This window comes from Corynebacterium meridianum (genome assembly GCF_016342265.1).
Taxonomy (GTDB): domain Bacteria; phylum Actinomycetota; class Actinomycetes; order Mycobacteriales; family Mycobacteriaceae; genus Corynebacterium; species Corynebacterium meridianum.
In genome coordinates this window covers 243,485-259,238 of the sequence record NZ_JAEIOS010000012.1, presented here as the reverse complement: position 1 = coordinate 259,238, position 15,754 = coordinate 243,485, and the positions used below count along the sequence as shown (strand labels likewise).

General features: G+C 60.3%; 12 protein-coding genes and 2 pseudogenes. 10 read left to right on the top strand and 4 right to left on the bottom strand.

Annotated elements, in window-relative coordinates:
* Positions 1 to 266: 266 nt before the first annotated feature.
* From JDV75_RS07680 to JDV75_RS12110, 3 genes are all read right to left on the bottom strand, one after another.
* Positions 267 to 1,466, bottom strand: a complete 1,200-nt coding sequence (locus JDV75_RS07680) for a S1 family peptidase (RefSeq protein ID WP_198738671.1) — start codon at positions 1,464 to 1,466, stop codon at positions 267 to 269.
* A gap of 259 nt (positions 1,467 to 1,725) precedes the next feature.
* On the bottom strand, positions 1,726 to 1,998 hold the full coding sequence (locus JDV75_RS07675; protein ID WP_198738670.1) for a hypothetical protein: 273 nt from the start codon (positions 1,996 to 1,998) through the stop codon (positions 1,726 to 1,728).
* A gap of 706 nt (positions 1,999 to 2,704) precedes the next feature.
* Positions 2,705 to 2,830 carry a hypothetical protein gene (locus JDV75_RS12110; protein WP_255520518.1) on the bottom strand — a complete coding sequence of 42 codons (126 nt, stop codon included), beginning with the start codon at positions 2,828 to 2,830 and terminating at the stop codon, positions 2,705 to 2,707.
* Between the two features lie 79 nt (positions 2,831 to 2,909).
* Here JDV75_RS12110 and JDV75_RS12340 point away from each other — a divergent pair, with 79 nt between their 5' ends.
* From JDV75_RS12340 to JDV75_RS07635, 10 genes and pseudogenes are all read left to right on the top strand, one after another.
* A complete protein-coding gene (locus tag JDV75_RS12340) occupies positions 2,910 to 3,149 on the top strand; it encodes a DDE-type integrase/transposase/recombinase (RefSeq protein WP_418884389.1) in 240 nt (79 codons plus the stop codon).
* 95 nt (positions 3,150 to 3,244) lie between these two features.
* Complete coding sequence (locus JDV75_RS12105; protein ID WP_255520517.1) at positions 3,245 to 3,370, top strand: hypothetical protein; 126 nt, start codon at positions 3,245 to 3,247, stop codon at positions 3,368 to 3,370.
* A gap of 107 nt (positions 3,371 to 3,477) precedes the next feature.
* A pseudogene (locus JDV75_RS12335) lies at positions 3,478 to 3,567 on the top strand (helix-turn-helix domain-containing protein); the annotation flags it as partial.
* Positions 3,568 to 3,606: 39 nt separating this feature from the next.
* Positions 3,607 to 5,388 carry a type I restriction-modification system subunit M gene (locus JDV75_RS07665; protein ID WP_232958322.1) on the top strand — a complete coding sequence of 594 codons (1,782 nt, stop codon included), beginning with the start codon at positions 3,607 to 3,609 and terminating at the stop codon, positions 5,386 to 5,388.
* A complete protein-coding gene (locus JDV75_RS07660) occupies positions 5,385 to 6,605 on the top strand; it encodes a restriction endonuclease subunit S (RefSeq protein ID WP_198738667.1) in 1,221 nt (406 codons plus the stop codon). Before JDV75_RS07665 ends, JDV75_RS07660 begins: the two co-directional genes overlap by 4 nt.
* Before the next feature lie 11 nt (positions 6,606 to 6,616).
* Positions 6,617 to 9,772 (top strand): type I restriction endonuclease subunit R, encoded by a 3,156-nt coding sequence (locus JDV75_RS07655; protein WP_198738666.1) that lies wholly within the window; start codon positions 6,617 to 6,619, stop codon positions 9,770 to 9,772.
* 969 nt (positions 9,773 to 10,741) lie between these two features.
* A pseudogene (locus JDV75_RS07650) lies at positions 10,742 to 11,397 on the top strand (type ISP restriction/modification enzyme); the annotation flags it as partial.
* Positions 11,398 to 11,820: 423 nt separating this feature from the next.
* On the top strand, positions 11,821 to 12,810 hold the full coding sequence (locus JDV75_RS07645) for a CPBP family intramembrane glutamic endopeptidase (protein ID WP_198738665.1): 990 nt from the start codon (positions 11,821 to 11,823) through the stop codon (positions 12,808 to 12,810).
* Between the two features lie 80 nt (positions 12,811 to 12,890).
* A complete protein-coding gene (locus tag JDV75_RS07640) occupies positions 12,891 to 13,664 on the top strand; it encodes an 8-oxoguanine DNA glycosylase OGG fold protein (protein ID WP_198738664.1) in 774 nt (257 codons plus the stop codon).
* Positions 13,665 to 13,738: 74 nt separating this feature from the next.
* On the top strand, positions 13,739 to 14,500 hold the full coding sequence (locus tag JDV75_RS07635; RefSeq protein ID WP_198738663.1) for a 2-phosphosulfolactate phosphatase: 762 nt from the start codon (positions 13,739 to 13,741) through the stop codon (positions 14,498 to 14,500).
* On the opposite strand, the gene JDV75_RS07630 is transcribed toward JDV75_RS07635, so the two are convergent.
* Positions 14,478 to 15,752 carry an MFS transporter gene (locus JDV75_RS07630; protein WP_198738662.1) on the bottom strand — a complete coding sequence of 425 codons (1,275 nt, stop codon included), beginning with the start codon at positions 15,750 to 15,752 and terminating at the stop codon, positions 14,478 to 14,480. The two genes, JDV75_RS07635 and JDV75_RS07630, sit on opposite strands and share 23 nt — an antisense overlap.
* Positions 15,753 to 15,754: the final 2 nt, after the last annotated feature.

Here is a 15,754-nt window from a genome sequence, read left to right as displayed (position 1 = left end):
GAAGCTATCAGGTTTCCGGCACCTTATCCGGGCATATTTCAGCTAAATTGGAGACAGCGACAGGGCCATGAGCAGCATAAACATCTAATGAACTGGACATTCATTACCATTATCCGGCGCCTAAACTGAGACCCACACCATTTCTACACAGGGTGTTATTACCCCTTGATGGGGTTGTTTTTCACTAGACGTCCGGGTGCGGGGTCCGGGCATAAAAAAACCGGCCCCTCTCGGGGACCGGCATCAGTCGTATGGTCGGAACAACCTCAGTGGCTTCGGGCGACCGCGAACGGCCCGCCTTCCGGAGGAAGCACGAAACCCGCACCCTCCGCTCCCCTGGCATCGAGATTGTCGGTGATCGCGTCGATCGTGGGGCTCGCGGTCGGCATGAAGAACGGGCCCTGGAGCGGGGTCCGGCAGGACAGGTTGTGATCCGGGATCACCCCACCGGAGACGACACCGACGAGGCGGTCGCCCGCCATCAGCGGGGCACCGGAATCACCGCGCATGGCGCAGACCTGCGAGAAGTTCACGCGCTTCTCACTGATCCAGGAGGTACCACAGGTGTGGCCGGTTGCGACGCCCTGTTTGCACAGTGTCTCGCCGTTGACCGGCGAACCACCCACGGAGTTGACGGTAACCCCGTTGTAGCTGCGGGTGAGTGCCGCCCGGTCGTTGAATTCGATGACCGAGTAGTCGTAGTTCCTGCTCGAGGCGACGACCTTGCCCGCCGGGCCGACAGGCCACGAATCGGCGGAGATGACCATCTCGCCCGGCTTGCCGCAGTGACCGGCCGTGATCCCCACGGCCCGCCCCTCCGCGTCATAGCCCGCGACGCCGAGGGTGCACAGGGTCTTCGGACCGATGAACACCGGGGTTCCCGGGCCGAAAAGTGACTTGCCCTCACGCTGCGCGGCGAATGATTCGTCCGGGATGTCCGGGCCGTCGAACCAGCTCCCCGTCACGCGGTTGAGCACCGGCCCCGGCCGACCGGCCATGAGCTGCGAGAGGACATCGGAACGCCAGTGGTAGTTCGGCCCACGTCGGGACGCGTCGAACGTGTCGACGACCTCACCCGTGGTGGCGACGGTACCGGCCGGCTGGATCGGATCCGCGTACGCTGCAGTCGCCGGTGAGGCCGGTGTACCTGTGGCGGTCACCGGTGCGGCTGCGGCGGCGGCCTCGATGACGTTGTCGGGGATGATCTGGCCGAGCCCACTGCCGATGGCCGCCTCATTGAGACGCTGTGCGGTCTCCGCGGCGCCGATCCCGGTGCCGGCCCGGAGCGCACCGTCGAAGGCCCGGTCGATGTCGGACTGGATCTGCCCAACCACCGAAGTGACCTGCCCGTTGAACTCCGTCACCGGGTCCGTCTCCGCGGCGGACGCCTGCGGCGCCCCGAGAAGCAACCCCATCCCGATGACGGTGACAGGAAGAACACGGCGGAGTTTGACCAGGTTGGGCATGAAGACGCTGACTGCTTTCACATGAACGGAAGTGGGCTCTCGGACACCCGGGAAAACGGGGCCGGAGAAGATTCGGCAACAGGTCCATACTGCCACAGATTCTCCCGTTTTCCGGACCACCGACACAGGGGCACCCACTATCCGGTGCCCTCCAGCCAGACTTGTGCCAGATGACGCGCGAAACAGCCGCAGGCAACAGCGTTACCTGGATTTAACCTGGGGATTTCCGGACAGTTTCGGCTTCCCCGAATACCCGCGGTCAGTCCGCCGCCCGCGCCCATACCGCGGAGAAGAACGCGACCGCGGCAACCAGGGACACAGCCACCATGATGAGACCGGCGACGACATGATCGGTCCACCACGGCACGGGCAGACCCGCATCCGCGGCGTCGATCCCCACGGAGAAGGCAGCCGCCAGATAGCCGAGTGACGCGAGGAACACCCCGGTCGAGGCGACCGCCGTCCACTCCAGGGCACCGGCACCCCTCCGCGCAGCCCGTACCGCCAGCACGATGAGGATCACCGGTGCCACGAGGAGAGCCGGACCACCGAAGACGGTCGCGGAAAGGAGGATGACGACGACACCGGCCCACGCGGCGCAGGCCGGGGGTCTGCTGCACGGGTAGTCGGCATCTGGTCTGGTTTGCCCGCGGACTGGGCCCTGGAGGATGTTGCTGTAGCGTTATCCGAGTGAGTTTCTGTGACAACGTTGTGCACGTGGCGAGGAACCACAAGCCGGGAGTGATGATCGGGCAGATCGTGGGAGATTTCGGTGTTCACCTGATGCCACTGCAGAAGTAGATGCGTCGTGTCGACATCGACGAGGGCACCAAGCCCAGACAGACTCGGATCGACGCGGCCAAGCAGCGCAAAGCCCGCAAGCAGATCCGGATACTCGAGCAGAACAACGAGGTTTAGCATCGGGCGGCGGGGTATCTGTCCCAGGCGAACCTGCCGGGACAAGATTCCCGGCAGGTGAGCGAGCTTGCCGCTGCAGGGATCCCTCTGACGGTGGAGGTCTCGGTTGCTCAAACTCTCCCGCCAGCCCTACTACCGGTGGCTGGCCAAGCCCCATACCCCAAACGAGATGGTGGAGGCGTAGTGCACGAACGCGGTGTTCGACACCCACCGGGACGACCCCGAGTTCGGGCATCAGCCACTCGCCGACGAGACCCGCGATAACGGTGAGGCGATGTCCGACCAGGCCGCGTGGCCGATCGCATCCAGCAGCGGCTGGTTCAGCGTGTTCGCGACGCATAGACGGAGCACACGGCCTGCAGGGCCGGTCCCCACCAGTGCACGACGACTTCTGCGCCGTCGTAGGCGAACATGGTCCGGACCATGTGTGTGTTCGCTGTGGACACGCCGAACAGGCTGTGGCGGACAGGCATCACCGAACACAAGACCACCGAGGGCCAGCTCAACTTTGTGTGATCAAGGGATATCTATTCGGGTCGGATCGTGGGATACTCAATCCACTCGAGGGTAAAGTCTCCACCTACTGTCCGGGTCCTCGATAACGCCGTCTTGATCCGAAGCAGCGTCGCCGTCTGTGTAGTTCACAGCGATAGAGGCAGCCAGTTCCAAAACCGGAAGCTCCGGCGTGTTCTCACCTGTTATCGCGTGGTTAGGTGCATGGGCCGGCTCGGGTCGAGTGGTGACAACTCCATCAGAGCCGTCTAGGCCGTTTGTCACCCATCGGGTTTGAGACGGTTATGAACACGTCCGTAGTACTCGTGGCGTGACTACAACCTGCCGCCTACCCGTCCAGCAGTCCCGTGGAGAACACCTACAAGGTTTCCGGCGTCGATCACAGTCTCCTTTGGCCCCTCATCGAATACAACAAGGACACCGAGGAAGGCCGCTACGGCTCGCTGAAAGGCGTCATCGGGGTGGCAAAGTAGGAAGGCTCCCAATGACAACACCCATGGTCGGCTATGATCCGATATGGAAAATATTCCTCGACGAAAACATGACAAAATAAACCCTCTGTAAGGTCACCGGCCTCTCGACAGCTAAAATGGGCCGAGACCAAACCGTGAGTGCACAAGTCCTCGCTCGAATTTGCGGAGCACTTAGTTGTCAGATAACCGACATTGTTGAAAGAATACCTGCTAGTGAAAACGAAAGAAGAAGACGCATGAGCCAACTCGGATCATTCATCTGGGGTACTGCCGATGTATTGCGCGGCCCGTACAAGGCCAGCCAGTACGGCAACGTCATCCTGCCCATGACGATCCTGCGGCGGCTCGACTGCGTCCTAGCTGACCACCAAGCCACTATCAAGCCCCTGGTGAAGCGCTTCAGCAACCACCCTGACCTGCTTGCTGCGCAGATTCAGCGGGCCACCGGGCTGTCGTTCTACAACACAAGCCCATGGACGTTGAGAAGCCTGCTCGGAGACCCGAAAGGGCTGGAAGCGAACCTGAAGCAGTATGTCAACGGGTTCTCCGATAACATGGACGTTTTCGAACGGTTCAAGCTTGCCGACGAAATCAGCACGATGACGGAGAAAAACATCCTTTACATCGTGGTAGAACGCTTCGCCAATATCGACCTACACCCCAAGACGGTCACCAATGCCGAGATGGGCGATCTCTACGAGTACCTTATCCGGACATTCAACGAGTCATCCAACGAAGCACCCGGTGAGCACTTCACCCCACGCGACGCCATCCGACTCCTCGTTGACCTCGTGCTTGCTGGAGATAATCATGCACTCAGCGTTCCAGGCACGATCAGGTCTATTTATGATCCCACAGTAGGCACAGGCGGCATGCTCTCCATCACAGAAGAGCACCTCATCGGCACTCCAGACAAACCGGGGCTGAACCCTCAAGCCCAGCTGCGTCTATATGGTCAGGAAATCAACGACCAGTCCTACGCTGTTTGTAAATCTGATCTACTCATTAAGGGGTACGACCCGAGCAATATCCAGTTGGGAGACACACTCGCAGACGACAAATTTGCCGGACAAACTTTTGACTACTGCATGTCGAACCCACCGTACGGTGACGACTGGAAGGGCAGTCAACCAGCCGTCATGGACGAACTGAAAGAGCTTGGTAGCGCCTCACGTTTCTACGCTGGTGGTGACAAGCCCAAACAAAATGTGCCTGCTGTGAGCGACGGGCAGATGCTGTTCCTCCAGCACGTCGTGAGCAAGCTCCGTCCCAAGATCAAGGGCGGCGGCCGTGGCGGCATAGTTATGAACGGCTCGCCCCTCTTCAACGGTGCAGCAGAATCCGGCCCATCGAACATCCGCAAGTGGCTCCTCGAACATGATCTCGTCGACGCGATCGTGGCACTGCCGACAGACATGTTCTACAACACAGGCATCGCCACCTACATCTGGGTGGTCGACAATAACAAGCCCGAAGATCGCCAAGGCAAGGTGCAACTAATCGACGGCACCGAGTTCTACGCCAAGATGCGCAAAAAACTCGGCGACAAGGGACGTGAGCTTACCGAGGCCAACCGCGCCACGATCGTGCAGCTATACGCCGACTACGTCGAGACTGAACACTGCAAGATTGTCCCAATCGAGGAGTTCGCCTACTGGCAGATCACCGTCGAACGTCCGCAGCGTGATGACGACGGCGAGATCATAACGAACACCCGCGGTAAGCAAAAAGCAGACACCAGCCTGCGGGATACCGAACGCGTCCCCTTCACCTACAACGGCAACAATCACGCAGACGCAGGCCGCGAGGAGACCATCCAATCATACTTCGATACCGAGGTGAAACCCTATGTACCCGACGCCTGGGTCGATAAGAAGAAGACCAAGATCGGATACGAGATCCCCTTCACCCGCTACTTCTACCGCTACCAGCCACCCCGACCCCTCGAAGACATCGACGCCGAACTCCAGCAAGTCACCCAAGAAATTCTCGCCCTACTCAACGAGGTGATCGAATGACGATTTCTCCGTCGAAGTTCCCCACTCGCTGGGAAACAGTTCCGTTTGGCGCTGTGCATAGTTTCAACAAGGGGATATCTATCACCAAGGGGGAGCTGGTTGACAGTGGAATTAGGATTATCAACTATGGGCAGATTCACGCCAAGAACAACCTTGGAGTGACCACTACCCCTGAGCTAATTCGCTATGCCCCTGCAGGCTTTGACTTAGGTGGTGTTCGACCGTTGAAACAAGGGGACTTGGTATTTGCCGACACCTCTGAGGATCGTATCGGGGTTGGCGCTTTTTTGAGATTTGACCGTGACGAGGAGGTGTACCCCGGCTACCACACATTGGTGGCTCGCCCCCATGACCGCTTTCGTCACAAGTACTTTTCATACCTCTACCTTTCAGATGCATGGCGCGACCAGATCCAGCGATCTGCAATGGGGGTCAAGGTATTCTCCATTAACCAACCCCTCATAAAGCAAGCAGTTATTTTAGTTCCGCCCCGAACTCTACAGCAGCGAATTGTTCGGTTCCTCGATGCGGAAACCGCAAAGATCGACCACCTGATCGCCAAGCAACGTCAGCTCTTCGCCTTGCTTGATCTTCGCAATGAGGCTCGTTGGCACGCGGCATTTGTGGAGTTCACACCTGTAAAGACACGTCCGTTGAAGCGTTTGCTTGTGAAGCAGTACCGACCAGTGCTCAAGGGCTCTGGCGTCGTCACTGCTTTTCGTGATGGTGAGGTGACGCTGCGTTCAAACCGTCGTGAAGAAGGGTTCACTTTCTCCGAGACGGAGGCTGGATACCAAGGGGTTGCAGCGGGCGACTTAGTGTTTCATGGCCTTGATGGTTTCGCGGGAGCGGTTGGAATCTCAGACAGCGATGGGCAGTCGACGCCTGTCTACCACGTCTGCCGACCCCGTGACTCGGAAGACGATCTTCGTTTCATCGCCTACTCGCTTCGATACTTGGGGCATAGCGGCTTCTTAGCTACCCAAGCATCGAGCGTCCGTCAACGTGCCGTTGATTTCCGAAACTGGCAGACCTTTGGGCAGATTCCACTATCGCTACCTGAGGGGAAAGAACAGCAAAGGATTGTTGCTGAACTTGACGCAAGTGCGGCGGCACTCGCTGATGCCAAGGCAACTATTGAACGAGCTGTTGGTTTGTTGCAAGAACGTCGTTCAGCGTTGATTACGGCTGCTGTGACTGGGCAGATCGAGGTATAGGGAGAAGGGCGATGGGTATTCAACACGAGAAGATTTTCGAGACCGAGATCTGCGAGTACCTCGGCTCGCATGACTGGCTCTATGAGGAGGGGTTCGCGGGCTACGACCAAGAGCGCGCGCTGATCCCCGAGGATGTGTTCGCATGGTTACAGACTACGCAGCCTGAGCAATGGTCACGTGTGGTTCCCCAGGATGCGTCGCCGGTGGAGAACGAGCTGTCCAAGCGGCTGTTGCTGGATCGCTTGGAGAAGGAGCTTGATCAACCTCTTGAACACGGTGGAGGTTTGCTGGCTGTGCTGCGTGGAGGGTTTAAGCGCACTCCGGCGAAGTTCTTCATGTGTGCGTTCAAGCCTGCCACGTCGATGAACCCGGTCTCACAGCGACACTACGAACTGAACCGGCTCCGGGTGGTACGGCAGGTCCATCACTCTAAGAGGCACCCTCAGGACTCCATTGACTTGGTGTTTTTCGTCAACGGACTGCCCGTAGCGACAGCTGAGTTGAAGACCGACAACACCCAGTCGATTGATGACGCGGTGCGCCAGTACCGCAGGGACAGGTTGCCGAAGGGTGAGCCGTTGCTGAAGTTCGGGTCTCGCGCGCTGGTACATTTCGCAGTCTCGACGAACGAGATCCGGATGACCACGAAACTTGACGGTGCGAACACGGTGTTTTTGCCTTTCAACCTGGGGAACGACGGTGGCGCGGGTAACCCGGTCAACCCACATGGTGCCGCGACGTCATATCTGTGGGAGCGGGTGCTGCAGCGCGATAACTGGCTGCAGATCCTCGAACGCTTCGTGAACCTACAGATCGACGAAAAGGTCGATCCCATCACCGGAACCCGTACCCGCAGCCAGCAGATGATCTTCCCGCGCTTCCACCAGTGGGAAGCCGTCACCAGCTTGCTGGACACGACCCAGGCCGAAGGGCCAGGCAATAAGTACCTGATTCAGCACTCTGCTGGTTCTGGAAAGACGAACTCGATAGCATGGTTGGCGCATGGGCTCGCTAACCTGCACGACGACACCAACGTCAAAGTCTTTGATTCGGTCATTGTGGTGACCGACCGCACTGTGCTCGATGATCAGCTCCAGAAAGCCATTAAGGCGATCGAAGGCACCAAGGGCGTGGTCGGCACGATCAACGCCGATGAGGTGCGTAAGGCCTCGGCCACATCGAAATCGGATCTGCTGGCGAAAGAACTGGCCAGCGGCAAGCTCATCATCATCGTCACGTTGCAGACCTTCCCGTTCGTGCTCGAGGCACTCGCTGAGCAGGGCGGGCTTGCTGACAGGAAGTTCGCGGTGATCGCGGACGAGGCTCACTCGTCCCAGACCGGTACGAGCGCGCAGAAGCTTCGCCAGGTGCTCTCACAGGCCGAGGTCAAAGCACTTGAAGATGGCGGGGAGGTCAGCGTGGAGGATGTGCTCGCCGCTGAAATGGCAGCACGGGCAACCGCTGAGAACATCTCGTTCTATGCGTTTACCGCAACCCCAAAGGGCAAGACGCTGGAGATGTTCGGTCGCCCCGGCGCGGACGGTAAGCCCGCCCCATTTCACGTGTACACGATGCAGCAGGCCATCGAAGAGGGCTTCATACTCGATGTACTGCGGAACTACACCACATACAAGACCGCTTTCCAACTGGCTCAGAAGACCGGGGATGTGATCGATAATGATGATGAGTTGGTGGATGAGAGCACCGCGAAAAAGGGACTGATGCGGTGGGTGAGTCTGCACCCGACGAATATCGCCCAGAAGGTGCAGATCATCGTTGAGCACTTCCGCGAGAATGTCTCCCAACTTCTCGATGGTCACGCAAAAGCAATGGTAGTCACCTCCAGCCGTGCAGCGGCACTGAAATACAAGATGGCAATCGATGCCTACATCGAGAAGCACGACTACCAACTCGGTTCCCTCGTGGCATTCTCCGGAAGCCTGACCTCCGAACAGATCGATGACAGGGTGCCGGAAGTGCAGGAGCCGTACACCGAAACGAACATGAACCCTGATCTACGCGGCAGGGGCATCCCACAAGCATTCGTCGGCGATGCGTATCAGGTGTTGATCGTCGCCAACAAGTACCAGACCGGGTTCGACCAGCCGCTGCTGTGCGCAATGTATGTCGACAAGCGCCTGGACGGAATCGAGGCAGTCCAAACCCTGTCGAGATTGAACCGCACCCTGCCAACCAAAGGCAAGGACACCACCTTCATCCTAGATTTCGTCAACGACGCCGACACCATCTTGGAAGCCTTCCTGCCGTACTACCAGACCGCCGAGATCGTCGAGACCACAGATCCCGACCTGGTGCACGATCTAGCACGGAAATTGGAGATTCAAGGGATCTACACCCGCAACGATGTCGACGCGTTCGCTACGGCATTCATTATCGGTAAGGCCCACGGGAAACACACCGCGCCACTCAAGCAGGCAGCTGACCGGTTCAATGACCGCTACGTGGCTGCCGTGCTTGACAAAAACACTGCCGAGATCGATGAACTCGACCTGTTCCGCAAGGACGTCGGCTCGTTCGTGCGGCTCTACGACTTCCTCTCCCAAATCGTGGACTACGAGGACACCGACCTGGAAAAACTCGCACTGTTCCTGCGCCTGTTGCGGCCACGACTCACCGGGCGCAAGACCCCAGAGGAGCTGGACTTCAACAATGTTGAGCTCACCCATATCAAGCAGACCCGCAGAAGCGAGGGCGCTATCCCGCTCGTGGGTAAAGGCGACAAACTCAAGCCGATGGGTGTTGGTGGGGGGCACTCCCGTGACCCGAACCTGGTGGCGTGGGAAGAAATCCTCAACAACATCAACGCCTTGTTTGAAGATGAGGACTTCGATCCCGGTTCAGTCCAGTCATGGGTACAGGGGGTGGTCACGATCCTCGTACAAAACGATGCGATCAAGGATCAGGTCAACGCGAACACCAAGGAGCAGTTCCGCGAATCTCAGACGATGGAGACAGCAGTCACCAACGCGGTGCTCGACCACCAGGACACGCAAAACACCATCTTGGAGAAGTTCTTTGAGAGTGCACAGCGCCGGGGTGGGATCATCAAAGAGATCTCCGACCTGGTCTACTGGGAGCTCCGGCACCAAACACAAGAGAAGGATCAGCCCGACGATGGCGCGGAGGCAAATGCTGAGCAGGCCTAACCATAGCTGTGCGCGAAAACCCGACTGGTTTACCCCACCAATAAGACCAGCCGAGACTGCTCATCACGCCCTCCTCGGTAGCTCCAGTCACCACCACTGGGTGGCCGAAATTACTCGAAGTCTCTAGCAAAACGCGGCATTAGCATCCACCTAGGCAGGAGTTTGTATCCATCATGGCATCACGTGCGAACCGTTCACGGTTATGGGTACGTTCCCCTCAAGATTTCTCCCGTCCTGACTGATTCTCGAAAAGAGGACCTCGCCCACAAGTACGCAACCGAAATTATGGTCCCATCTACGTCGGGGCCATCAACATCGAGATCACCTACGTCGCACTCGATGCGAACGAGGATGGCAACCCCGGCGAATACCAACCGTTTGAGAGCATCGCACTGGCCGATACCCTCCAGGTCACCGAAGACGCCGACGCCATGGATCTGGGTGTGTTCGTGGAAAACAGTGACTGGATCGAGCGCGAGAAGTCCACCCCATTCACGTGATCGTGGGTAACCGCCCTATTCTGCGTGTCAGAACAGCGCCAACGATCTCAATGCAAACGTGAAGTGCCCAACGTACCGAGGAAACCTACACAACGCGTTCAACAGCAACTAACAAGGCAGTCGTTACGATTCCGCTACCTCTGTGCCCTACGTCGGGCCACCGACCGCATCGGTGACCACGGAATCGTGGCGTTCGTGTCCAGCGGCATCTGGATTGATGGCCACACTGCGGACAGGATCCGGGAGTGTCTCACCGATGAGTTCAGGAGATGTAGGTATTCAAGCTCCGCAGGAATCAGCGGACCATCGGCGAACAATCACGGAAGGAAGGCGGAAAGATCTTCGATTCAGGCAGCCACAGCAGCGTCCGTTGCATGCAGTGCCTGGGAACCCGTCAAAGCACCGACGGGAACCCTCGACTTCGGTTCCACCACTATGTCAAAGACCGAACCATGTACCGAGGGCGAGGGTCCTCGACGGTTACCGGCGGGTGGACAACATCACCGATGAGATTCTCGCCATCTACCGGGATGTGCTCGGTAGCGACATCTCCAAGGATGACATCTTCTACTTCGTCTACGGTCAGTTACACGATCCAAACTACCGGGAGGCCTACGCCGCAGATCTTAAGAAGATGCTGCCGCACGTGGAAACGCCGTCATCACGCGAACGCTTTGATCAGCTCACCGAGGCCGGACGGACGTTGATGGATCTGCACGTCAACTACGAGGATGTTGATCCCTACCCGGTCGATGTGCAGGTGAAGAAGCCCGCCGATCCCGATGACCGGGAGACGTGGCGGGTGACCAAAATGAAGTGGGCGAAGAAGAAGGACCCGGAGACGGGAAAGAACGTTAAAGACACGACCACGATCATCTACAGCCCGAAGGTCACGGTCAACGGGTATCCCGGAGGAGGCAGAGCGCTATCTCCTTGGCTCACGCTCCGCTCTCGGGTGGATCATCGATCCGCTACCAGGTGAAGAAGGACAAGGCCTCCGGCATCGCCAACGATCCGAACGACTGGTGCGATGAGGTCGACGATCCGCGCTACACCGTCGACCTGATCGCCAAGGTCACCCGCGTCTCGGTGGAGACGGTGAGGATCACGGATTCACTGCGCTGAGCCCGTGGACGCGAGCGGTTTCCCGGAGGCGGTGAGACGGGTCGGCGCGACGTAAGAATCTTGTTCGGTTGCGTCGTGGTGCCGATCCTCGTTCTTACCTTCCCAACCGTTGGGCCAGTTTGTCCCGGGCAGACGGCGCCGGTTTTCATTCGGTGGTTCTGCAGGGACATGAGGCTGTTGCGGTGAGGGCAACCTGGGGCATGATCATCATCACTATTGATTATCTCCCGAGATGCCGCCCCCACCCGCATGCGGGTGCGCGTGTACCGTCGAACGAGAATATGTCAGTTTGGGGACAAACGCACCGCATGATGACCGCATATACTTTCGTACGGCAACGACTGTCAAGCAGTGTCCACATCATCCCGAGGCTACGTCCTGCTCCACCATGACTGCCCGCACAAGAAACGGAAAATCCACGCTATGTCACCAGTCAAAGATTCCCGGGCTCCACGCTCCGGCAGGCACGCCGCAGCTTCTTCCACTGACGCGGTGATCCCGGTCAGCAACTTCGAGGATAGGGTCCTGCCCTGGGTCAGGCGGAACATCCTGATCTGTGTCCTCGTCCCTACTGTCGTCGCATTCTTCCTGCTGACGGTCAACGATTTCATGAGCCAGTTCTTCTCCGAGTTGGTTGGGTTGCTGCCGCTACCTGCGTTGAGCTCCCCCATCACCTTCGGGTCGACGCTCGGAAGGGTGCTCGCCGCGACGCTGTTCGTTGTGCTGATAGTGAAGGTGTTCCGGCTGAAGCTCGCCGATCTGGGGATGGTCCGGGAGAGTCGGCTCCGGGCGTGGCTCGTCGGTGTCGGTTTAGGGTTCGCCGGGGTGACGGTGATTCTGCTGATCAACATGGTTGTGGGGGCGGTGCAGATCAGCAGTGTCTTCGACGCCGGTACTCTCTGGATTCTTCCGCTGGCTGCGGTGTTCTTCGCGTTCCAGGGTTTTGTGGAGGAGTTGCTGTTTCGTTTCTATCTGATCCCTGCCTACGCCGCGAAGCTCACGGTCGCCGGAGCCATCGGCCTGTCGTCGCTTCTGTTCGCCTATATCCACATCAACAACCCGAACCTGACGGTCTTCGGCATGGTGAACCTGGTGCTCTACGGGGTCGTGTTCGGTGTGATGTATTGGCGTACGGGGAATGCCTGGTTCGTCGCCGGTTGGCACAGTGGCTGGAACTTCGTGCTCGCGATGATCTACGGCTCGCACGTCTCGGGCAACGTACTGCCGGGTTCCCTCCTGTCCTCGACGCCGAGCGGTAGTGAACTGCTCAACGGCGGCGCCTTCGGGCTCGAGGGCTCCGTGCTCTCCACGCTTCTCGGTATCGCGATCATCGTGTGGTGCATCAAGACGAACCCCGAGTCGAACCTCGGCCTGTTCACGCGACCGTCGAAGCCCACCCGGGCGCTCGCCTGACGCCACCCGATCTGCTCCCAGCCTGCGACACCCCGTCGGCCGGACAGACTCAGGGACGAGACAATCAGAGAAAGAGAGATATGAAGCTGACCTCTGCCGACCTCGACGCTCTGGTCACAAAACTTGAGTCGACGGAGCAGCAGATCCACGAGGAACTGATGTGGACGGACGACGAACGCTCCGATTATTCGAGGTTTGTGGAGCTGGTGTCGAGACAGCGGGAACGCTTCCGGCCCTCCGAGTGGATCGGCCAGTGGTACAAGGATCCAGACCCGGTCCCGTTCCCGCCACCACCGTTCCTGACGGATCAGCCTGACCACCAGTACCTTTCGGTGACCAGGAAAAGACTCTTCGAACTCGGGGAGAACATCTGCGACGGCACCGAGACGGACGTACTGAACTTCTATGTCGCCGTCTACGCCTGGGGGGCGGCGCAGTACAACCTGCAGATATACCGGGGAGTTCAACCGCTGAAGGATCCTCGAACCCCCGGGCGGCTCCTCGCGGGGCTGCAGGCCGGAAGGGAATCGGCCGAGGCCGGTTACCGGGCATTCAATACCGGAGGCGCAGCGAAGATCCACAAACTCGGCCCGGCATTCTTCACCAAGCTCCTCTATTTCGCCGCTGGCCGCCCTGACCCGTCCGACGAGCATCACCCGCTCATTCTCGACAGCAGGGTCGCGAAGGCTCTCGACTGGAATACCACGGACGGCTGGAGCGTCGCCCGGTATTCCCGGTATCTGGACACTGTGCGGGCTGTCCGGGAGCACTGGGGACGGGAAGACCTGCCCACGGATGTCATCGAGTACCTGTTGTTCCAGGCAGATCGTTTTCCGTACGCGCCGAGCATCTGATCGCATCGGGGCCGTCTCCTCCGGCGGACGGGCACCGCGGCAGTCGGTCGACCGGTGCCGTTACGCTTGATCCCATGTGTGACTACTTCGGGCAGACCGACTACGCGATCCGCATGGACTGGGGTCCGGAGGGCGCGCGGCGATGTACCGCGGATGTGAACATCATCGTCGACGTACTGAGCTTCTCGACGTCCGTGACGGTCGCCGCGGAGCGGGGAATGACCGTGTACCCCTGCCGGTGGAAGGATGCCCGGGCCGCGGAACATGACGCGACACTCGCGGTCGGTCGACTCGAGGCAGGTACCGCACCGGGAGCCCACGGGATCTCACTGTCCCCGGCCGGGCTGCTCACCGCCACCCGGTCCCCGCGGATCGTGCTCCCCTCCCCCAACGGCTCGACGATCTCGGCGATTCTCGCCGAGCACGGCGCGGAGGTCGTCGCCGGCTGTCTGCGAAACGCCACGGCCGTCGGCCGGTGGGCGGCGCAGCAGGTGGATGTGGGACGGAGTGTGGCGGTCATCGCCGCCGGGGAGCGGTGGCGTGGGGACGGGTCCCTGCGTCCGGCGCTGGAGGACCATCTCGGTGCCGGGGCGATCCTCGGCGCACTCGTCACACCACGTCACATCGGGGTGTGCAGCCCGGAGGCACTCGCTGCGGCCGGACTGTTCGCCGGGGCACAGGAGTATCTCTCGTCGCTTCTGACCGACTGCGTCGGCGGGCGCGAGCTCACCGCGATGGGCTTCGAGGAGGATGTCACCGTCGCGGCGGATCTCGATGCCTCCGCTGTCGTCCCCATCCTCACCGACGGGGCGTTCAGTTCGCTCCGGGTCGTCTGACGGCAGCCGCCTCCAGCACCGGCCCGCACCCACGGATGACCACACCCACTCCGATGAATGCCAGGACCACGGCGACCACGGAGACGGGCAGGAAGCCGATCAGACCGGACAGCGCCATGCCGCCTCCGGCCGAGATGACCATCACGAGCGCCGCGAGGGTGCTGAACACGGTGAAGTCGGTTCCGGCCGATTCGTAGCGGGTGAGGTCCATCGCCACCGTGTACACCACGGTCATCGTGGCGGCCACGCCTCCGTAGAGGATCCCGATGATGAGGGTCGCGGCCCACGTTCCGGTCATGCCCAGCGCGAGCAGGACCACCCCGACGGTCGTCGTCGCCTGGATCAGGCCCAGGGTCTGTACCGCGTGGTGACGGGACCATTTCCGGGTCAGGATTCCGGCGCCTATCCCGGCGACGATTCCGAACAGGCTTCCGCAGATCACGAAGAGTATCCCGATGCGGGTGGCCGACCAGTCGGCGGCGACGAGGATGGGGCGCACCTGGTTGTACGCCACGGCGACCCCGGCGAAGTAGAGCGGCATGTGGACCAGTGCCCACCGCCGCCGGGCGCGGTCCGCGAAGAAGGAGCGGATCACGTTCCCGTCCACACCGGGCTCGGGGAGCCGGGCGGTGCTCTGCCGTTCCCGCCACAGGAGGACGAACGGAAGCGGGACCGCGCTCCAGAAGGCGAGGCTGAGTGCGGCGGCCTGCCATCCGGCGGTGTCGTAGATGACGAGGACGAGCCCACCACCGACGACCTGGGAGAACGCGCTTCCCGCCGACTGGAAGCCGTTGCCCAGTCCGCGATCACCGGCGGACAGGAGCCGGGTCGCCGTCGCATCGGCCGCGATGTCCTGGGTGCCCGCCACGATGAACAGGAACCCGAACACGACGAGTGCAACGGAGAACTGTCCGACGGGGTCGATGAAGCTCAGCAGCGTGCAACCGGCGACCAGGGTGATCTGCATGGCCATGAGCCAGCTCCGGTAGTGCCCGAATCTGTCGGACCCGAACCTGTCCACGACCGGTGCCCACAGGAACTTCAGGACGAGGAGGGTCGCCAGTCCGCTGGCCCCACCGATCCTGGTGAGAGGTACCCCGCCGGCCTGGGCGATGGTCAGGAACGCGTAGGCGAACATGGCGAGGCTGAGGTTCTGGGTGCTGTAGAGCGAGGCTATCAGCGCCATGTGGAACTTCCGGCCGCGCACCGGGGGACGCGTGTCCTCGGGCGGAGCGGTTTCACTGCCGGTCACGG

Excerpts from the sequence above, each read along its gene's own strand:
- JDV75_RS07680 (WP_198738671.1), bottom strand. The coding sequence starts at position 1,466 with ATGCCCAACCTGGTCAAACTCCGCCGTGTTCTTCCTGTCACCGTCATC.
- JDV75_RS07665 (WP_232958322.1), top strand. The coding sequence starts at position 3,607 with ATGAGCCAACTCGGATCATTCATCTGGGGTACTGCCGATGTATTGCGC.
- JDV75_RS07660 (WP_198738667.1), top strand. The coding sequence starts at position 5,385 with ATGACGATTTCTCCGTCGAAGTTCCCCACTCGCTGGGAAACAGTTCCG.
- JDV75_RS07655 (WP_198738666.1), top strand. The coding sequence starts at position 6,617 with ATGGGTATTCAACACGAGAAGATTTTCGAGACCGAGATCTGCGAGTAC.
- JDV75_RS07645 (WP_198738665.1), top strand. The coding sequence starts at position 11,821 with ATGTCACCAGTCAAAGATTCCCGGGCTCCACGCTCCGGCAGGCACGCC.
- JDV75_RS07640 (WP_198738664.1), top strand. The coding sequence starts at position 12,891 with ATGAAGCTGACCTCTGCCGACCTCGACGCTCTGGTCACAAAACTTGAG.
- JDV75_RS07635 (WP_198738663.1), top strand. The coding sequence starts at position 13,739 with ATGTGTGACTACTTCGGGCAGACCGACTACGCGATCCGCATGGACTGG.